Genomic DNA, 19878 nt, shown 5'->3' with positions numbered 1-19878 from the left:
CTTTATTTACTTTTGCTTTTTTAACATTAGTACAAACAGAAGGGAAAGGCAAATTTTTCAGGGGAAAGCCGTCCAACAGGCGGCAGGCCGGGGATATGCTTATTTTTTCTGAAGAGAGCGCCCGCAATCTAGTGGCATTGGGGACAAAAGAAAGGTAAACTACTAATAGTGTGTTTACATTTCGACAGAAACTGATAAAAATAGCGTTTTTGCGGCTTTTGCCGGCCGCATGGATGAATCAAGCAAGATTTTTCTTTTTAGGAAGGGATTATATGTCATCTAAGCTTTTAAGAGGGACCTTTATATTAACCCTCGGCACCATTATATCAAAGGTCTTGGGCCTGTTTTACGTGATACCGTTCTACCGGATTGTAGGGGATCACGGAAGTGCTTTATATCAGTACTCCTATGTCCCGTATACGATTTTCATCAGCATTGCCACAGCGGGAATCCCCCTGGCTGTATCCAAATTCATCGCCAAGTACAATGCCCTGGAGGAGTATGCGGTCGGCAGGAAGCTCTTTAAGTCCGGCCTGGTTGTTATGCTCTGCAGCGGGATTGTCTCATTTCTTATTCTCTATTTTGCAGCACCGGGCCTTGCCGGTTTATTCATTCCAGACACTGACCTGGATTCCAGTGTCAGTGATGTTATTACTGTCATCAGGGCAGTAAGCTTTGCTTTGATTGTTGTCCCTTTCATGAGTTTGATCAGGGGCTACTTCCAGGGCCATCAATCGATGGGGCCGTCAGCTGTTTCCCAGGTTGTAGAGCAGATTGTCCGCATTGTCTTTTTGCTGGCAGGTGCCTATATTGTCTTGAACTGGATGGGCGGAAGCCTGGTCAAAGCTGTCAGTGTGGCTACTTTTGCGGCCTTCATAGGAGCCATCGGCAGCCTCGCGGTACTTTTCTGGTACTGGTATAAGCGGAAATCCCATTTGGATGACCTCCTCCTGCAAGACAAAGGGACCATGGACATTTCCCTGAAAGATATGTACAAAGAGATTCTCGTTTATGCTGCACCGTTTGTATTCGTCGGCCTTGCCAACCCGCTGTTTCAAATTATTGACCAGCTTACATTCAACAGGGCGATGGCAGGAATAGGCCTTGCGGATCAGGCGGAGACATCACTGGCCGTGCTGAACTTCCAGACGCACAAGCTGGTGATCATCCCTGTGTCGCTGGCAACGGCATTTTCACTGACACTTGTCCCTGCTATAACGAAGGCTTTTACCGATAATGACCGCACGAGCCTGAACAAGCAGCTGAACCAGACATTCCAGGTTCTCCTTTTCTTGACTTTGCCTGCAGCAGTGGGCCTTTCCCTGCTGGCTGAGCCGGTATTCACTGTCTTTTATGAACATAAGGAATTGGGTACAGAAGTTTTGAGGACATATGCGCCGGTAGCGATGCTGTTTTCCCTGTTTTCAGTAACAGCGGCGATCCTGCAGGGGATCAATGAGCAGAGATTTACGATCCTGAGCCTGCTTGTCGGCCTGCTCGTCAAGCTGAGCCTTAATATCCCGCTCATCAAGCTGATGGAAACACAGGGGGCGGTACTGGCCACGACCCTTGGATACACGGCTGCCATCCTGATCAATCTATATGTCATCAGGGCCTTTGCAGACTACCCATTCCGCCTTGTGGTCAGAAGGAGCCTGCTGATCATCCTGTTTACGGCCTTTATGTTTGCCGGCACTGCAGTATCTTATAAGCTGCTGACCTTATTCCTGTCACCGGCTTCTACGATCCAGTCGCTGATCATCATTTTCATTTGTGCAGGCATTGGAGCAGCCATCTATTTTTATTTGGCATTCAGGACGAGGCTTATTTATTTCCTATTTGGGCAGAGAGTGGAAAAAATCAAAAAGAAGCTCCGCCTCCGCTTTTAAAAAAGGCTGTGCTGAAACAAAGTTGTACACGAATGAGCCCAAATGGGATTATCTAAAAAAAGTAAATCCAACGAAAGGCCGCCGCTGCTCTTTGCGGGGCTTTTCGTTTTTTTCCGGCAGGAGGGACTCTAAAGCTCCGGATTATAATAGACTGGAGCTGAGCCGCCGATCCCGAGTCTCCGCTCGATGCGGCCCAGCCTCCTGCTGAAACGGGCGCATTGCTTGTTAAGCTGCTGGACTGTACGCTCAAGCTCAATGATTCGCTCAAGGATTTGTCCATTCCCAGATGGAATCAGGGCAGGAGATGTGCGTAAAGCAGGGTGCTGGGGATAAGGATAAACGGGAATATAGTGCAAAATAAGCTCTCCTTTCATTTTGTTAAAAGTTCTACTATACTCAGGTAAAAAAACAGATAATGCAGTCTATGATAAAAGCAATGGTTCCGGGACTGAAATCTTTAAGGAGGAAGAAGGATGAGAATTGATAAAGTACTGGCCAACCTTGGATATGGCAGCAGGAAAGAGGTTAAAAAGCTGCTTAAGGACGGTTCGGTGACCGTCAATGATGAAAAGATCAAGGATGCCAAGCAGCATGTTGATCCTGAACAAGATGCAATCCGTATAAACGGGGAAACCGTCGAATACCGGGAATTTATTTATTTGATGATGAACAAGCCGCCGGGCGTCATTTCAGCTACAGAGGATAACAGGGATGAGACAGTCATTGATCTTCTCGAGGCAGAGGATCTCATCTTTGAGCCTTTTCCGGTCGGAAGGCTTGATAAGGATACAGAAGGTCTGCTGCTGATTACCAATGATGGCCAGCTGGCCCACCGCCTGCTTTCCCCAAAAAAGCATGTGCCGAAAACCTATTTTGCTGTCATTGACCAGGAAGTAACGGAAGAAGATGTCGCCGCATTCCGCAAAGGGGTCGTCCTTGATGACGGGTATGCGACAAAGCCTGGGGAGCTTAAAATTTTGAAGTCAGGTGAAAGGTCTGATATTGAGCTGACGATAACAGAAGGCAAATTTCATCAGGTCAAAAGAATGTTTGAGGCAGTGGGGAAGAAAGTGGTCTATCTGCAGAGGCTCTCTATGGGTTCCCTTCAGCTGGATGAAACGCTTGAGCTTGGAGAATACCGGGAGCTGACAGAGGAAGAACTGCAGTCCCTGAGGGAGTATGAAGTGAAGTAACAAAAAAATCGCCGTAAAAGGGCGATTTTTTTGTTTATGTATCCCCCGGATCCCGGGAGACTGTATTTACGATGATAATTTTACTTTTCTTTGTGTCGTCGTCCATTTTCCTCTGCTCGGACTGATGACTAAATCATTATAGGCCAGGACATTCAAATCTCGTTGTATGGTGCGAGGAGTAATACCAAATTCCTCTACAAGCTCCTGAGTTGTTACAGTTCCGCGCTTACAAATAAACATGTAGACGGCTTTAATGCGGTTTAACATCCGGTTAGTCGAAGGTTTCAAAGAACCACTCCCTATCCTTTTTTCAAACCTTTGGCAAATTCCTGCAACCGACAGCTTCGATGAAGAAACATGTCTTCAAGGTATGTAGTTTTCTTTTCCCCAGACAACTCCTTTTCTAATCATTAAAAAATGTTCTAGATGTCATACTTCTACAATAATTGTACTCTTTCTTTCTTGATATTGCTACTTTAATACTTGAATTTACAAAAGATTAACACAATTTGGGTGAAAATGGCTTCATTTCCAAACTGATGCCCGCCTGATCAGGAACCTGCATGATGCCTGGCTCTCTTTATATCCCTATGCACCAGAGCATCAGCATATGTGTATATCGGCCTTTTTCCAATGGGCTTATTTACCTATATTCCCAAATAGGCAAATTCATTATAATCAATGAGTGATTTACACAGATAACCGAAGGGATTGGAAAAAACATTTGGATCAGTCATTGCGTGAACAGCTTGTTCACAGGAAAGAAAGCCTGTATTTTGCTTTTGTCATTTTGTTCGGAATTCTTACGTATTTGCTGTTATCTATAACCGTTATCGGTATTATAGTGCTGGGCATTTTGCTGATTGCCACTATCATTCTCCACTGGCTGATGTTGGGCGGGATCCGCCGGAACGGAGTAAAGCTGGGGGAAAGGCAATTCCCTGAATTATATGGGAAGGCAGTTTCAGTCGCCGGGGAGATGGGGCTTGCAAATGTCCCGGATATTTATATTGTGGAATCCGAGGGGGTCCTCAATGCCTTTGCATCCAGATTTTTCAGAAGGAATATGGTAGTACTATATTCCGGCATTTTTGAATTGATTGAGCAGAAGGCGGAGAAGGAGGTACTGTTTGTGCTGGCCCACGAATTTGCCCATCTGAAAAGAAGGCATGTGACCGTAAGCTTCCTGCTTCTGCCCGCCCTGTGGGTGCCATTCTTGGGAAATTCGTATTTAAGAGCCTGCGAGTATACTTGCGACCGCTATGCCGCCTGTTATACCGGGTCCTATGAAGCTTCCAGGAATGCGCTGACAATGCTTGCCATCGGGAAGGAACTATACCGGAAGGTCGATCAGGAAGCCTATATGGAACAAATCGAGTCGGAGCAGGGCTTGTTCATCTGGCTGAATGAAAAGCTGTCCACCCACCCGCATCTTCCGAAAAGGCTTTATGCACTGGCTCAATTTTTTGCTCCTGAAACGGCCCCGGTCCTTAAAGAGAGGAAAAGCACTCTCTGGTTTGGTTCCGTGGCAGCCGCTCTTTTCCTGGCCCTTGCTGGTACCGGGCTCTGGCTGGGCTTTAAAGAGATCGAAAATCTTGCTGTATTCTCAGACATTCCAATTGATGGGCAAGCAGAAGAGGTGGAAGGAATCACACCTCTGATGGAGGCTGCAGAGACAAATGACCTTGCTTCTATTGAAACCCAGATTGGCGATGGAGCTGATATTAATGCTGCTGACAGTGAAGGCTCAACTGCCCTGCACTGGGCTGTGTACAGCGGGCAGAAGGATGCCGCCCGGCTCCTGGCAGAACACGGAGCAGATCCAAATACAGTGGATGACTATGACACAACTCCTTTGATGAGCGCCGTTTTTGCAGATGATGCCAGTATGGCTGAGTTGCTTCTGGAATATGGGGCAGATCCATCATTTTCAGATGCGGAGGGCCTGACAGCCTATGATTACGCTCTGGAATACCAAAACCCGGATGTATTGGACGTGCTTAAACCGTATTATGAATAAAAAATGGACGCTGCTGAATAATTCAGCAGCGTTTTTTGATGTTTATCCTCGAGTTTTCAGCTAAGCGCTGTGTGCCGTCTGAACAAACACCGTGCTATAATATGGAAAAAAGCAGGGGGAAGGGGAGAGAGGCATGAAAGTGGGAACTATTAAAGAAATCATCAGGCACCCAGTTAAATCCTTTGGCGGCGAAAGTGTATCAGAGACGCGGCTGATGCCTTATGGATTATATGGGGACAGGAGCCATGCTTTCCTGGATGCGTCGAGGCCCGGCAAATTCCTTACCATCACACAGGTTTCCGAGATGGCAGCATTTTCAGCGTGCTTTGCAGGAGATGAACAGGATGGCATGTTTCCGCCGGTCATCATCAGCATGCCTGACGGAAGCCGCGCAAGATGGGGAGATCCACGGGTAGTAAAGTATATGGAAAATCTTTCAGGCATTAAAGCCGGGCTGATTCAATATACGCCTGAGAATGTGCCTTTAGGAGCAATTGAGGAAGAGCATCTGCAGCTTGTTTCCGCCGCTTCGCTGAAAAAAATCAGTGAAATGCGCGGCAGTGATGTTAACCATCGGCGCTTCCGGCCCAATCTGATCCTCGACTTAGAAGGTTCTGTCCCCTTTGCAGAAGAAAACTGGTTCGGAAAAAAATTGATCATTGGCAGAGGCGGTTCGGCAATCCGCATTAAACGCCATTGCGAAAGATGCCAGATCATTACGGTTGATCCTGCTGATGCCTCGAAGGATGCAAAGCTCTTAAAAATGATAAACAAAGAACGGAACAACCATTTCGGGGTTTATGCATCGGTGCTTCAAGCAGGAATCATCCAAACCGGTGATGAAATTTATCTTGAAGATTGAACAAGGAAACTTTTCCCTGCCTGTCTTCGTATAACTACCGGGAGGGAAAACAATGAAACTATTAACAGCACAAATTAAACAGGCAGGATACAGCAAAGAGGCGCCGATCCTGCAGGATATAAATATAGAAGTCCATTCCGGAGAACTGGTCGGCCTGATCGGGGCAAATGGGGCGGGAAAAAGCACAGCCATTAAAACAATCCTGGGCCTGATGGAATATACGGAAGGAGAAACGGCTTTTAAAGAAGGGATCAAATACTCTTATGTCCCTGAGCGGCCTATCTTTTATGATGAACTTACATTATGGGAGCATCTTGACTTCATCGCCGCGGTTGAAGGGCTCAGCGACCAGGAATACAGTAAGCAGGCTGCAGGGCTGCTGGAGCTGTATAAGCTGGCAGACTATGCACATGATTATCCTCATACATACTCAAAAGGGATGCAGCAGAAGGCGATGCTTGTCCTCTCATTGATCATCAATCCTTCTGTGTATATCATTGACGAGCCTTTCATCGGCCTGGATCCGAATGCAACCAGGCTTTTCCTGGAATCTGTGGAAAAGGAGCGGCAAAAGGGAGCGGGCATACTGATGTCGACCCATGTTTTGGACACAGCAGAAAAGGTATGCGACAGATTTGTGGTCATTAATAAAGGCAGGGTCATGGCATCAGGGACAATGGATGAAATCAGGCAGCAATGCGGCCTGCCGGGCGGGTCTCTGTTTGACTGCTTCCACAGATATGCAGAGGAGCAGGGGAATGACTAGCAGCAGGCTACTCTTCAAAAGGCTGTCTGCAGAATGGAAGTACCAGTACAGCGTAATCAAATCGATTGCGGACTGGACCATCATTCTTTATCTCTTGGTTCCTGCGGCTGTTATATCCTTTTTCATCTACAGATCCTGGTGGACAGATATGCCGGACTGGATCGCATTGGTGCCGGCAGCTTTCCTGTTCCTTCCCGGCTACATAGCCTCATGGAGCGGCCACTATCGAACCTTTATCCAGGAGGCAGATAAGGTATTTCTTATTAAAAACTGGAAGCTTTACTTTGGCCTGAAACAAGGAGCTTTTTTCTATTCTCTTCTGGCCGGTGCATGCCAGACAGCCTTCATAGCGATTCTGCTGCTTCCCTTTCTAATGGGGCACTACGGTTTTATGCTGGCACATGCCGCTTCCTATTTCCTGTTTTTCTTTTCCAGCAGGGTGTTTATTATGTGGCTGAAGCAAGTTCTGAGGAAGATAGAAGGAAAGTTTTTGAGGGTACTGTCCAGTATTGGTAGCTTTGTGCTGCTCAGCTGGGTGGTCCAGCTGGTTTTTACCTTGTGGCTCGGAGGATATCTGCTGATCTTTAATATGTCGGCAATCCTTCTTCTTGCTTTGGGAGTATTCCTATATAACAGGAATCTGCCCAAAACACATACCTTCGACAGAGAAGCTGCGTTTGACAGGGAGGAAAAATTCAAATATGTTGCCATGATTTTTCAGCTTTCTTATGAAGTTGAGATGCCTGCTGTTTCTGCTCGGGGGAAAAATCCTTTTTTGTTCAGGCATTCAAAAAGGATATTCAAGAAAAGGACAGTCTCCGCCGGATTTCTGGAAGTGTTCATTAAAGTGTTCCTGCGCAACTCATCTTATTGGGCGAACTATCTGAAAATTATTTCACCTGCGGCGGCAGCGATTATATTCATCCCGGCAATTTGGTTAAAGGTGCTTATTGCCATCGGCTTCCTCATCATGATGTTATCCTGGCTGCAGATGATATGGGGGAAAATTACGGTCTCCCACCCCCTCACAAAGAAATACGGTGAAAAAGTTGAATATTTTACAGCACGGACCAAAGGGGTGTGGGTTCTCTTCCTTCTGTCCATTATTCTTGTTATACTGGCGGCAGCAGCAGGACTCTGGCTGACGGGCATGATGCCTGCTGCCGGCCCTTCTCTCTGATTTAAGGTTTTCCCCTTAAATGATTTATAATGGAAGAGAACCTGGACAGAAAATGATTTTAGAAATTCAGCGGCAGCGGAAGCTGTTTCTGGGGTGTACATAAGGAGGATTTTAATGAAAAACATTGATTGGCAGAAAGAAATAGAAAAACGCGAGCCTGCTTTTTTGGCTGATACTCAGAAGCTTCTGCAAATCAGGAGCATCCTCGATGAGGAAAATGCGACAGAAGATGCACCTCTTGGGATTGAGGTCAAGGAAGCGCTTGATTTTATGCTGGAGCTGGGCAGCAAGGATGGGTTCACTGTAAAAAATACCGGCAATCTGGCAGGTCATATTGAATTCGGAAATGGAGAAGAAATCGTCGGGATCCTTTGCCATGTCGATGTTGTTCCTGAAGGTGACGGATGGACAAGCGATCCATTTGCTGCAGAGATAAGGGATGGGAAAATTTTTGCGCGGGGGGCACTTGATGATAAGGGGCCTACGATGGCAGCGTATTATGCTATGAAAATAGTCAAGGAGCTGGGACTGCCTCTAAGCAAGAAGGTGCGGATGATCGTCGGAACGGACGAAGAAAGCGACTGGCGCTGTGTGGAACATTATTTCAAGCATGAACAGATGCCTGATATCGGCTTTGCCCCTGATGCTGATTTCCCGATCATTTATGCGGAAAAAGGCATTTCCGACTTTGACCTTGTCCAGGAAAGCACGGCAGAAAACCTGGATGGGGATGTTAAGGCAGAGGTTGCTTCTTTCCAGTCGGGCCGAAGATACAATATGGTTCCCGACTCTGCCAGAGCGTCCCTGCTGGTCCATCACGAGCAGACAGAGGTGCTGCAGCGCTTTGTCGACTTCCAAAAGCAGCATGACCTGAAAGGCAGCTATCATGTGGATAATGGAGAATTGATCCTCGAGATAGAAGGGGTATCTGCGCATGGAATGGAGCCTGATAATGGAAAGAATGCCGGCTTGTACCTTGGTAAATTCCTGTCAGAGCTCTCAATCGATACAAAGGCAGCACAATTTTTCAGCTTTGCTGATCGCTATTTCTTTAAAGATTCACGCGGAAGGCAGCTGGGAGTGGCCTTTTCTGACAGTATCACCGGCGACTTGACCATTAATCTCGGAAAAATGAGCTATTCACAGGCAGAAGGCGGACGGCTTGGATTGAATCTCCGCTACCCTGTCACCAATGATATGGATGAAACAAAGGAAAACGTTATGAATGCCGCTGGAAAAGAAGGATTCCGCCTGGAGAGGTTTACAGATTCCAAGCCTCATCATGTGGATGAGGATACTTTTCTTATCCAGACGCTGAAAAAAGTATATGAAGAGCAGACCGGCGACGAAGCCAGGCTTATTTCGATCGGCGGCGGAACGTATGCCCGTTCCCTGAAGGCCGGCGTCGCTTTCGGCCCTTTATTTCCTGACAGGGAGGACATTGCCCACCAAAAGGATGAATATATGTTTATTGAGGACCTTGTTAAAGCTGCAGCCATCTATGCCCAGGCTATTTATGAGCTGGCAAAATAAAAAGAAAAGCACAGGCTGAAATATTGTATAGGGGAGGAACGGAAGTGGAATATGCAATCCTGAATGGGGAATTGATCGAACGCAAAGATGCCAAAGTTGACATTGAAGACAGGGGCTATCAGTTTGGCGATGGCGTCTATGAAGTAATCCGGGTATATAACGGCAGGATGTTTACAGCTGAGGAGCATTTAAAAAGGCTGTCTGAAAGCTGTGACAAGATCGGCTTGAGTTCTGGATATACAAAGGAAGAGCTTCAGGAGAAACTGGAGGAGCTGATCGTGAAGAATAAGATCGGTTCCGGAACAGTTTACCTTCAGTTTTCAAGGGGCATTTCACCAAGGAACCACGCTTTTCCCGGCGGGGATGTCCCTGCCGCTTTCGTGGCCTACACCCGTGAAGTTGCGCGGCCGGAGGACAATATAAGATCCGGGATCAAGGCCATCTTGACTGAAGATATACGCTGGCTCCGCTGCGATATTAAAAGCCTTAACCTGCTCGGCAATCTGCTGGCGAAGCAGAAAGCTGCCCAATCAGGCTGCTTTGAAGCCATCCAGCACCGGGACAGTACAGTGACCGAAGGCAGCTCATCCAATGTTTTCATCGTAAGCGAAGGCAAACTGGTGACACATCCTGCCGGACACTTTATCCTGAATGGGATTTCACGGCAAAAAGTGCTTGAGATTTCCCGGGAGAACGGGATGCCATTTGAAGAAAGGGCATTCACTATTGAAGAGCTTCTGGATGCAGATGAGGTTTTCATTTCCAGCACAACAGCAGAAGTGATGCCAGTCATCGAGATAGACGGGAGCCCTTTAAAGGACGGGAAGCCAGGAGAGATGACGAAGAAGCTGCAGGGCCTGTTCCTGGAAAAAATCGAAAAGGCATGTGGAAGCATTCAGCCGGTGCGCTGAACATAAAAAAACCGGCCAGACTCCCTGAATGGGAAGTTTGGCCGGTTTTCATTTTGATTAGAAGCATTTACGCAATGTCTATCTTCAGCTTACTCAAAACGGAACAGGTCGCTCGAAAGGTATCTTTCCCCGGTATCACACACAATGAAGACAACAACATCTTCGGGTGTGAGCCTTTTGGCGACTTCGATGGCCGCAAAGCAGGCTGCCCCTGAGGAAGGGCCGACAAGGATGCCTTCCTCCCTGGCGAGCCTCCTTGTTGTGTCATAAGCCTCTTCGTCCTTGATCTGGTGGATTTCATCATAAACATCCTGATTAAGGATCTCAGGGATAAAGCCGGGACTGGTCCCTACAAGCTTATGCTTCCCGGGCTTGCCTCCCGAAAGGACTGGAGAGCCCTTCGGTTCGACAACGTGGACCCCGAGGCCCGGATATTTCTCTTTCAGCACCTCTCCGGTTCCGGTGATTGTTCCGCCTGTGCCTGCAGTCGCGACGAAAGCAGACAGAGGTTTTCCGATCTGTTCCATCCCATCAATGATTTCGAGAGCCGTGGATGTTCTGTGGGCTTCAGGGTTTGCTTCATTATCGAACTGCATCGGCACAAAGCTGTCCGGGATTTCCTTCGCAAGCTCCAGTGCTTTTTTTATCGAGCCGGGCATCTTCTCATCACCGGGAGTAAGGACAACTTCCGCCCCGTATGCTTTCAGCAGATTGATCCGTTCAAGTGTCATTGTGTCAGGCATAACAAGGATGGCGCGATAGCCGCGTGCCGCTGCATTCATCGCAAGGCCGATCCCGGTGTTCCCGCTGGTAGGCTCAATGATGGTCGAGCCCTCTTTCAGCATTCCTTCTTCCTCTGCTTTAACAATCATATTGAAAGCTGCCCGATCCTTGACGCTTTTGCTCGGGTTGTAAAATTCGAGCTTAGCATAAATGGCTGCCCCGTTCTCTGGGGCCAGCCTGTTCAGCTTCACGAGGGGCGTATCGCCAATCAAGTCAGACAGGTTATCTACAACCTTCATAAAACTCTTCCCTTCGAAAAATAATAATAAAGCTATTTTGCATTCCTTTAGCAAAACCCATGCAAAAGGAACAAAATTAAATGATTTTCATTTAATACTCTGCTCTACAATCATACCTAAAAGGGTGGAAGGCTATCAAATCTTATGGGTTATCCCGCAGCTTTTTCTTCCCGATCGTGCAAATTTTGATAAAATAAATAGAAATGTCGTGGAAAGGGCGTTTTATTGATGCAGACACATTACTTTTTTGCCGTGCGGCTGCCTTTGGCTGCAAAGGAAAAGCTGAAGCTGAAATGCGAAGCGGCAGCAGAAATGCTTGAATTCCAGAAATGGGTCCATTACCAGGACTACCATATTACACTGGCCTTCCTTGGCAATGCCGGGAAGGATCAGCTGCAGCATGCAGCCGGCCTTGTCCGGAAGGCACTTGAGGAAGAAGAGGCTTACAGCCTTTCCACCTCGAGATTCGGTATTTTTGGAAAACATGATCAGCCAAGGATCTTTTGGGCGGATACAGCAGCCCAGCCGAGGCTCTCAGAAGTAAGGAAGAAAGTATTTGATGCCTGTTCGGCAGCGGGCTTTCAGCTTGAGTCCCGGCCCTTTAAGCCACATATTACTCTGGCGAGGAAATGGACAGGCAGCGGCCCTTTTGACCCGGCCCTATTGGAAGGGAAAGCTCTTATATCAGAGACAATCCCGTTTACTGCGGCAGAAGTGGTTTTATATCAGACACATTTGGATAGAAGTCCTAAATACGAAGCAATCGAGGTCTTTACACTGAAATAAAATACAAAGAAACAAGGAAGGCAGAGGGAATGGGACAGTTAATAAAGCTACAGGATTATATTTCGCGCTATGAACAGGATATCTTCTTATATCCTTCCAGATATGTACGTTTAAAAAAGCAGCGGTGGGAACGGCTTGTGGATGCCTGGGAAAAGAATGATGGAAGCTTTTTCGGCCCCGGGCCGGGTGAATCTGCGGCAGATGATTGGAAGCTGGAAGAAAAACAGCCCCTGTCAGAGAAAATCAAAGGAATATTCAGCCTTAAAAGGAAGACGGAGGAACCGGAAGAGCTGCCGGTTCCTGAGAAGGCAGCGGAAGAGAAACTCGATTTTGATCCCCGCTTTGCCTTAAGGCCGGATACGGTGGATGAAATGAAGCAGCAATTCCTGGATCAGCTTTTCAAGTTTCAGATGAAGTGGGCAAGCTCGACCATCATGGAAAAATCTTTTGTTCAGAATTCCTTTTTCTATGATCCGGAGCTCCGCTTCCTCCTGCAGCGTTTTCCGGACACCTATCTTCTCCTCTATAAGCCTGTATTCCGGTTGAAGAAAGCGCCTGTGGAGGCAGAATCGGTCTTCCTCACGCCGACAGGGGCCTACTGCCTGTCATTTATGGATGAAGATGAGCAGGCTGTTTTCATCGGCTCCAAGGAGCATTTCTGGACAAAAAGGACCGGGAAGGAAGAAAAGAAAATACTGAATCCGCTCATCGCCCTGGACCGGACAGAAAAAGTGGTGAAGAGCATTTTTCAAATGTATGAAATCGATTTCCCGGTACATAAAGTATTAATAAGCCGGAAAGGCTACTTTGATTATCCGAATGTACCATATGGGGTGGAATTGATTGAGAAGCGGGGGTTTGAGGAGTGGTTTGCAGCTATGAGAAAAAACACGTCCCCCATCAAGCACGTCCAGCTGAAAAGCGCACAGACCCTGCTGCAATACTGCCAGACAACCTGTGTGAAACGGCCGGAATGGGAAGCTTCGGAATAAGGGCTGCAGTATACCTTAATTAAATGCTCGGACAACTTTTTTAAAGGCTTTTTTACTGATGCACACGTATGAGCCCAACATCAACAGCAATGTTAAACCAGCCTTTTAACAAAATGCCCTGGGCAAGGTTTGCGGAAGCTTGTATTAAAGGTAATAAGGAAGTACTCGGAGGATACCCGAGAAGAGAAGCGGAGTGAGACGATGATCACAGTGGAACGGATATACCATGCTTATCTGGATGAATTGAATATCATTGCCGTCCTGCTTCCCCGTTCTTATTACGATGGCAGCTGTTCTGAATTTGCGCTTTCAGGCCCGGACGGAAAGAGGAAGCTCATCATTAAGGAACGGCAGGAACTGGAAGAGGAAATTAAATATATATGCACATTTGAAGGAGATCTGGATCTGGGAACAACCTGCTGGATCCATGACGAATATGGGGGAGAAACCGATCTTCAAATCGGGTCGGTGATCAGGACCGCGGCATTTGATGAGAAATATTATTATGATGGGGAGCTTGGATGCTTCTACACCGAGGGACAAACGGTATTCAAGCTCTGGGCCCCAACTGCTACTCAAGCCAGGATTGCGATTGAGGAGCCTGGGAAGAGTGCCCTGGAATATGCCATGGCAAGAGGGGAGTCCGGCGAGTGGTCTTTTTGTGCTGAGGGTGACTTTGAACTGCAGGCCTATTCTTACAAGGTATGCATCGATCTTGAGTGGCGGGAGGCTGCAGATCCATACGCTGTGGCACTCACTGCCAATGGAGAGAAAGCCGTCATTGCCAGCCCCGGGAAAGTGGAAATGGCTGAGCATGAGCTTCCATCCCTGGAACATGATACAGACGCGGTCATTTACGAAACCCATATCCGGGACTTAACCATCCATCCCGGGAGCGGGGCGGATAAAAAAGGCACATACCGCGGTGCGGCAGAGTCTGGGACAAAGGGACCGGGCGGCTGTTCGACCGGCCTCTCCTATGTAAAGGAGCTGGGGGCCACCCATATCGAGTTCCTCCCTTTCAACGACTTTGCGGGAGTGGATGAGCTCGGGGAAAAGTCGGATTATAACTGGGGTTATAACCCGCTCCATTTCAATGTGCCTGATGGCAGCTATTCCGAGGACCCGACAGACCCTTATTTGCGGATCCGCGAGCTGAAAGACCTGATTTCTTCTGTCCATTCCCAGGGGCTGCGCGTCATCATGGATGTCGTGTACAACCATGTCTATGTCAGGGAAACGTCCAGTTTTGAAAAGCTTGTACCAGGCTATTACTTCCGGCATGATGAGTTCGGGATGCCTTCAAATGGAACTGGGGTAGGCAATGATTTTGCCTCTGAGAGGAAAATGGCCGGGAAATTCATTGTCGACTCTGTGAAGTTCTGGCTGCGTGAATATAAAATTGACGGGCTGCGTTTTGATCTTATGGGAATCCTGGACATCGGGACAATGAAGGCGGTTAGGAAAGCCGCAGATGAAGCCGGCAGGCCTATTCTTGTCATCGGTGAAGGCTGGGACCTCAACACCCCTCTCCCGCAGGAACTGAAGGCGAATCTGCGCAATCAGGCCAAACTCGAGAGAATCGGCCAGTTCAATGACTGGTTCAGGGATTCGATAAAGGGAAGCACATTCAATCATTATGATAAAGGCTATGCACTCGGAAATTTGCATTACCGCGAGGATGCAAAACAAGTGCTGGCCGGAAGCATCGGCATGGGCAAAAGAGCTAAGCCTCTTTTTCATTCCCCGGTGCAGTCTGTGAATTATGCTGAATCGCATGATAACCACACATTATGGGATAAGCTGGGCGCTTGTTTCCCTGAAGAGGCAGATGAGTTCAAGGAGAAGCACCACCGCCTAGCGACGGCAATGGTCATCCTTTCGCAGGGGATTCCTTTTCTTCACAGCGGACAGGAGTTCTTCAGGACTAAAAAAGGGGACGGAAACAGCTATCAGTCGCCTAATGAAATCAATTGGCTTGATTGGGAGCGCCGCCTTCACTATAAAGATAATGTGGATTATATAAAAGGGCTGATTGAGATCAGGAAGAGCATCAGGGCTTTCCGCTTTCACAGCACAGACCTGATCAGGAAGCATCTGCAGTTCATCCAGACAGAAGAGCCGATGATTGCCTTCGAGCTTCAGAATGTCAGGGAATTCGGGGGCTATGATTCCATCAGGGTATGGTTCAATCCTTCCTGGGAAGAGAGGACGGCGTCTGCTGAAGGAGAATGGGAAATATTGGCGGATGGAGACAGGGCAGGTGCAGAACCGGTAAATACTGTGAATTCGGGTGCTGCAAAAGTCGCCCCATGCAGCCTGCTGATTCTCGCCAAAAGGTGATAGGTGCTGACTTATTGCCTGTCCGTGCCTGGATCGGGTTCAAAACATAAAGAATTAAACAGTAATCATTATAATAAAATACTGTTTTTATCTCTGATAGACTTGACTAAAAAACACGCTAAGAGATAAAATTTATAAGATAGCTATTGCAGGACATTGCTTCAATAGCTTTTTTTTATTTTTTCTTTTCTATACCATAGCCCTTTAATAGATTCGCGGCGGAATGGCCAGGGGAAACAGAGCTCTGCTTCTCCCCAGCGCATCCGCGTATATAGATGGAAGACTGTGCAGAAGGCCTGCCTAAAGAAGCGGGCCTTGTACCTTCCTATTCGCATTTATTTGCAAAAAACATTGTAGGTGAACAATTTTGGAACATTTATTCGGACAAGATTGGGAGATAGTTCCTGCCGGAGGAGCGACAGGTGAAGCATTTTTTGCCCAGCATGAAGAGCAGCAATTATTCTTGAAGCGGAATTCTTCGCCATTTCTCGCTGTTTTGTCAGCTGAAGGAATTGTTCCAAAGCTTGTATGGACAAAAAGGCTTGAGAATGGGGACGTCATAACAGCCCAGCAATGGCTGGCCGGAAGGGAATTGAAGCCGGGGGATATGGAAGATGAACGGGTGGCCAGGCTTCTCAAGAAAATCCATGACTCCAGGCCGCTCCTTGGGATGCTTAGCAGGCTGGGGAAGTCTCCCCTGAAGCCGGACGCAATTTTGAACGCGGTCACAGAAGAGCTGGATGAAGAGATCGGCAGACTGGACGCTGTCAGGAATGCCCTCGGGTTCCTTGAAGAAGAAAAGGGGAATATCAGCTGTGAAGATATGGTCGTCTGCCATTGCGACGTCAATCATAACAACTGGCTGCTCACAGAGAACGACCAGCTGTATCTGATTGATTGGGATGGTGCAATGATTGCCGACCCTGCCATAGATCTCGGGATGCTCTTATACTGGTACATCCCGCAGGATAAATGGCATTCCTGGCTGAAGCGGTATGGCATGGAATTGACAGCCTCGCTGGCCCTTCGCATGAAATGGTATGTGGCTGCCCAGACACTGACCTCGATTCAATGGCATAAAAGCAAGGGAAGATATGAAGAAATGGATAAGTGGATCCAGTTCATCAGGGAGCTTGACCTGGGCTAGGAAAGCTGGTCAATGCTCTCTACCCACTGGGAGAGCTCCTGCTGGTGCAGCTCTATGTGGCCGTCGAGATTGGAAGAGCCTGCGCCGTTATGGCTGTAGCTGTAAATCTCCTCCAGTACTGTCTTGACCCCCTGGCCGATATTTGAATTGACCATGAGGGATTTAACTAAACGCTCCAATTGTTCACATTCTGAAACCGATCCGCAGCAGTCTGTCTGATGGCTGCTTAATATATCCTTTAGCAGGGTTAATTGATCCGTATGGCTTAGCGGCATATGATTCAGCATCCTTTCTATTTGTGCATGAATGGGATTTTGGCCAAACAAAAAAAGGAATTCACATTTATCATGTGAATTCCTTTTTTTTATTATTCGTCGGCTTATCTTCTAGGCATGGTTGACAGGCTTTCCGATATAGAGGCTCTGCCTTTTCGATCTTACTTTCTGCGTCCATTTCCTGTTCTTAAGCTTCTCGTAAGGATAAATAGTGATACTGTAGCCAAGGAACATAATGCCTATAACTAAAAGGACGAGCATCTCCGATCCTGTTTCAATCAATTTTTTCATGTTTTTCCATCCAGCTCCTTATCGCGCCTGAAGGCAGAGCCTGCCAGGCGGCTTTTTCCCGTTCGCTTACACTCTTAAAACCTTAACAAAACATCCTTTAAATGCAAAACGCGGTTTCGTTTGATATACAGGAGATATTTCCGGTAACATAAGATGAACGCGCTTTAACAGACAGTGCCCTTACATATGCGGCCAGATGCTCCCTGATCCTTCCTGAACCAGGGTTGCATCGATTTAGAAGGCATGGTATTGTTTGAACGATATTATTTTTTAGGGGTGTCCTCATGAGACAAAGAAACAAGCCTTGGGCTAAAGATAAATTAATGCAGAATCCTCAATATGTCATCCTGGAGCCGGATCAGCATAAAGGAAAATGGGCTGAGGTTTTTGGGGCGGACCAGCCGCTTCATATTGAAATCGGGACAGGGAAGGGCAGGTTCATCACAGGGATGGCGAAGGCCAATCCTCATATTAACTATATCGGCATAGAATTGGCAGAGAGCGTCATCGTTACTGCGCTGGATAAGCTCATCGAAGAAGAACTGCCAAACCTGAAGCTGATGAATGCCGATGCCAAGAATCTGTCTGAGTATTTTGATAATGGGGACGTAGACAGGGTTTACCTTAACTTCTCAGATCCATGGCCAAAGACCCGGCATGAAAAAAGAAGGCTCACTTTCAAAAGCTTTCTTGATGTGTACAAAAGCATCCTGGTGGATAATGGAGAAATCCATTTCAAGACCGACAACCAGGGGCTGTTCGAATATTCACTAAGGAGCTTCTCCGAATACGGACTTCTCCTCACATATGTCAGCCTCGACCTTCATAACAGCGACTATGAAGGCAATATCATGACAGAATACGAAGAAAAATTCTCAGGCAGAGGCAGCAGGATCTACCGCTCCGAAGCGAGATATCAATAAAAATGCAGAAGGCTGCCGGTTGGCGGCTTTGGTATAGACTAAAGGAGTACGGACATTACGTGCTCCTTTTTTGTGATTTTTAGGATTTAACTGTGAAAGGCCATAATTAATGGTTTGTTCAGCTTTTCATATGGGCTGTTAATTTCCGTTCCAGGCACTTCGCTTTCCGCGGGGCGACGCTGAGCCTCCTCTTCGCTGCGCTCATGCGGGGTCTCAGCCTTGCCGCTACCTCCCGCAGGAGTCTGCGTGCCTTCCACTCCAATTAACTGGTTTAATAACCTATACAGCAATGCTACTAAGCCTTTTAAAAGATAAAACCAAGAATCTTCCTGTGATCAATACTTCTAAATAATTCTGATATATCTTATTTTCTGCTGGCGGTATTGAGCAAATATTCCACCAACTCCTCTCCTAATGATAAAATGAACAAGACAGGTATACATACAATCTGCTGAAAAGGGAGTGTGCAAATGGAAACCTTAGAATTGAAAACGGTTAAGCTGACTTGGCTGAACGGAGGGGTCACACATTTGGATGGAGGCGCCATGTTCGGCGTTGTTCCGAAAGCACTGTGGGAGAAGAAGTATCCCTGCAACGAAAAAAATCAGATCGAGCTGAGGACAGATCCAATCCTTGTGGAAGCTAACGGGAAAAAGATGCTTATAGAAACAGGCATCGGTTCCGGCAAGCTTAACGAAAAGCAAAAGCGGAACTACGGAGTAACCGAAGAGTCCCATCTTGAGGAATCCCTGGGACAGCTGGGCCTCAGCCCGAAGGATATTGATTATGTCCTGATGACCCATCTGCATTTTGATCATGCATGCGGCCTTACAAGACTTGAAGGGGAAGAATTTGCATCTGTGTTCCCCAATGCAAAAATCATCACATCAGAAATTGAGTGGGAAGAGATGCGCAACCCGAACATCCGGTCCAGAAACACTTACTGGAAAGAAAATTGGCACGGGATAGAAGACCAGGTGATTACATTCAAAGAAGAATGGAGCTTCGGCCCAGTGAAGATGGTCCACACAGGCGGACACAGTGACGGACATTCCGTCATCCTTATCGAGGATGAAGGGGAGACAATTGTCCATATGGCAGATATCATGCCTACGCATGCCCACCAAAATGTCCTTTGGGTGCTTGCTTTTGATGATTATCCGATGGATTCAATCGCGGCAAAGCAGAAGTGGCTTGAGTACGGAATCAGCAGGGATGCATGGTTCACGTTTTACCATGATGCCTATTGCCGGGCGGTGAAATGGGACGGTGATAAACAGCTGAAGGAAAAACTGAAACGCAACAGATAAAGGCATGGAAAAGGCCGGATCAAAAGAATCCGGCCTTTGCCAGCTTGCAATTTCTAAGACAGCGGGTAGGCATCCAAAATCGTTCCGGTGCTGCTGTCTGCGACAAACTCATATTGTGAAACCGCACCATCAGCTGTCCTTGAAATGCCGCCTTTATAAACCTTATAGGTAAGCCCATGCTTTTCATAAGGCTCAGGCTGCATATGTATCCATGATCCGCTGATCGGCCCATTTTCCTTGAAAGCAGCTTTAGCGTGCTCAAGCGCTCTCTCTGGAGATACTGCTGTTTTATCTGCCAATAATTCCTTTGCAGCCAAGCCCCCGGCGACTCCTACTCCAACACCAAGCAAAAATGATTTCCAGTTCATGATCTGCCCCCTCCGTCTTTTTCCATCATGTTCTTCATTCCATTCTACCAAATATAACCGGATATAT

The 19878-nt window shown here is 47.3% G+C and carries 20 protein-coding genes; 14 read left to right on the top strand and 6 right to left on the bottom strand.

Translation table 11 applies throughout. The features are described 5' to 3' along the window. Positions 1–272: 272 nt before the first annotated feature. Positions 273–1889 carry a putative polysaccharide biosynthesis protein gene (locus AC4E8B_RS19495; protein WP_490215016.1) on the top strand — a complete coding sequence of 539 codons (1617 nt, stop codon included), beginning with the start codon at positions 273–275 and terminating at the stop codon, positions 1887–1889. Positions 1890–2017: 128 nt separating this feature from the next. On the opposite strand, the gene AC4E8B_RS19490 is transcribed toward AC4E8B_RS19495, so the two are convergent. Next, complete coding sequence (locus tag AC4E8B_RS19490) at positions 2018–2245, bottom strand: hypothetical protein (protein ID WP_490215015.1); 228 nt, start codon at positions 2243–2245, stop codon at positions 2018–2020. Between the two features lie 117 nt (positions 2246–2362). Between AC4E8B_RS19490 and AC4E8B_RS19485 the strand changes: the two genes are divergently transcribed. Beyond that, positions 2363–3082 carry a pseudouridine synthase gene (locus AC4E8B_RS19485; protein WP_490215014.1) on the top strand — a complete coding sequence of 240 codons (720 nt, stop codon included), beginning with the start codon at positions 2363–2365 and terminating at the stop codon, positions 3080–3082. Between the two features lie 66 nt (positions 3083–3148). Here the strand turns inward: AC4E8B_RS19485 and AC4E8B_RS19480 are convergent, their stop codons facing one another. Next, positions 3149–3370, bottom strand: coding sequence for a DeoR family transcriptional regulator (locus tag AC4E8B_RS19480; protein ID WP_009795247.1), 222 nt, complete (start codon positions 3368–3370; stop codon positions 3149–3151). A gap of 436 nt (positions 3371–3806) precedes the next feature. Between AC4E8B_RS19480 and AC4E8B_RS19475 the strand changes: the two genes are divergently transcribed. The 6 genes from AC4E8B_RS19475 (at position 3807) to dat (ending at position 10354) form a co-directional block, all read left to right on the top strand. Then, a complete protein-coding gene (locus AC4E8B_RS19475; RefSeq protein WP_490215013.1) occupies positions 3807–5102 on the top strand; it encodes a M48 family metallopeptidase in 1296 nt (431 codons plus the stop codon). Between the two features lie 133 nt (positions 5103–5235). Then, a complete protein-coding gene (locus AC4E8B_RS19470) occupies positions 5236–5964 on the top strand; it encodes an MOSC domain-containing protein (RefSeq protein ID WP_490215012.1) in 729 nt (242 codons plus the stop codon). A 52-nt stretch (positions 5965–6016) separates the two neighbouring features. Then, entirely contained in the window at positions 6017–6730 is a 714-nt protein-coding gene (locus AC4E8B_RS19465) for an ABC transporter ATP-binding protein (protein ID WP_490215010.1), read from the top strand. Continuing rightward, complete coding sequence (locus AC4E8B_RS19460; protein WP_490215009.1) at positions 6723–7910, top strand: ABC transporter permease; 1188 nt, start codon at positions 6723–6725, stop codon at positions 7908–7910. The genes AC4E8B_RS19465 and AC4E8B_RS19460 overlap by 8 nt, the downstream gene beginning before the upstream one ends. Positions 7911–8024: 114 nt before the next feature. Continuing rightward, positions 8025–9443 carry a dipeptidase PepV gene (gene pepV, locus AC4E8B_RS19455; RefSeq protein ID WP_490215007.1) on the top strand — a complete coding sequence of 473 codons (1419 nt, stop codon included), beginning with the start codon at positions 8025–8027 and terminating at the stop codon, positions 9441–9443. 44 nt (positions 9444–9487) lie between these two features. Further along, the gene (gene dat / locus AC4E8B_RS19450) at positions 9488–10354 is read left to right on the top strand and encodes a D-amino-acid transaminase (RefSeq protein ID WP_490215006.1); all 867 of its coding nucleotides are present in this window, start codon (positions 9488–9490) and stop codon (positions 10352–10354) included. Between the two features lie 89 nt (positions 10355–10443). Here dat and cysK read toward each other — a convergent pair whose 3' ends face one another. Further along, positions 10444–11376, bottom strand: a complete 933-nt coding sequence (gene cysK, locus AC4E8B_RS19445; protein WP_490215005.1) for a cysteine synthase A — start codon at positions 11374–11376, stop codon at positions 10444–10446. Positions 11377–11604: 228 nt separating this feature from the next. Between cysK and thpR the strand changes: the two genes are divergently transcribed. The 4 genes from thpR to AC4E8B_RS19425 all read left to right on the top strand — a co-directional run bounded on the left by thpR (position 11605) and on the right by AC4E8B_RS19425 (position 16644). Beyond that, positions 11605–12162 carry an RNA 2',3'-cyclic phosphodiesterase gene (thpR, locus tag AC4E8B_RS19440; RefSeq protein ID WP_490215003.1) on the top strand — a complete coding sequence of 186 codons (558 nt, stop codon included), beginning with the start codon at positions 11605–11607 and terminating at the stop codon, positions 12160–12162. 29 nt (positions 12163–12191) lie between these two features. Then, positions 12192–13154: an NERD domain-containing protein gene (locus AC4E8B_RS19435; protein WP_490215001.1), complete on the top strand. Its 963-nt coding sequence runs from the start codon at positions 12192–12194 to the stop codon at positions 13152–13154. 201 nt (positions 13155–13355) lie between these two features. Next, positions 13356–15497 carry a type I pullulanase gene (gene pulA, locus AC4E8B_RS19430; protein WP_490214999.1) on the top strand — a complete coding sequence of 714 codons (2142 nt, stop codon included), beginning with the start codon at positions 13356–13358 and terminating at the stop codon, positions 15495–15497. Positions 15498–15864: 367 nt separating this feature from the next. Then, positions 15865–16644: a phosphotransferase gene (locus tag AC4E8B_RS19425; protein WP_490214997.1), complete on the top strand. Its 780-nt coding sequence runs from the start codon at positions 15865–15867 to the stop codon at positions 16642–16644. On the opposite strand, the gene AC4E8B_RS19420 is transcribed toward AC4E8B_RS19425, so the two are convergent. Together AC4E8B_RS19420 and AC4E8B_RS19415 are read right to left on the bottom strand one after the other, a co-directional pair. Next, complete coding sequence (locus AC4E8B_RS19420; protein ID WP_490214996.1) at positions 16641–16919, bottom strand: YtzH-like family protein; 279 nt, start codon at positions 16917–16919, stop codon at positions 16641–16643. The two genes, AC4E8B_RS19425 and AC4E8B_RS19420, sit on opposite strands and share 4 nt — an antisense overlap. 111 nt (positions 16920–17030) lie before the next feature. Continuing rightward, positions 17031–17210 carry a hypothetical protein gene (locus AC4E8B_RS19415; RefSeq protein ID WP_490214994.1) on the bottom strand — a complete coding sequence of 60 codons (180 nt, stop codon included), beginning with the start codon at positions 17208–17210 and terminating at the stop codon, positions 17031–17033. Positions 17211–17494: 284 nt separating this feature from the next. Here AC4E8B_RS19415 and trmB point away from each other — a divergent pair, with 284 nt between their 5' ends. Both trmB and AC4E8B_RS19405 read left to right on the top strand, forming a co-directional pair. Next, positions 17495–18133, top strand: coding sequence for a tRNA (guanosine(46)-N7)-methyltransferase TrmB (trmB, locus tag AC4E8B_RS19410; RefSeq protein ID WP_490214993.1), 639 nt, complete (start codon positions 17495–17497; stop codon positions 18131–18133). A gap of 470 nt (positions 18134–18603) precedes the next feature. Beyond that, positions 18604–19443: a YtnP family quorum-quenching lactonase gene (locus tag AC4E8B_RS19405; protein WP_490214992.1), complete on the top strand. Its 840-nt coding sequence runs from the start codon at positions 18604–18606 to the stop codon at positions 19441–19443. Positions 19444–19496: 53 nt separating this feature from the next. Here the strand turns inward: AC4E8B_RS19405 and AC4E8B_RS19400 are convergent, their stop codons facing one another. Continuing rightward, entirely contained in the window at positions 19497–19811 is a 315-nt protein-coding gene (locus tag AC4E8B_RS19400) for a PepSY domain-containing protein (RefSeq protein WP_490214991.1), read from the bottom strand. Positions 19812–19878 lie beyond the last annotated feature (67 nt).

It is taken from the genome of Bacillus sp. SRL543, assembly GCF_984799205.1.
This window is presented reverse-complemented; position numbering and strand designations above follow the sequence as displayed.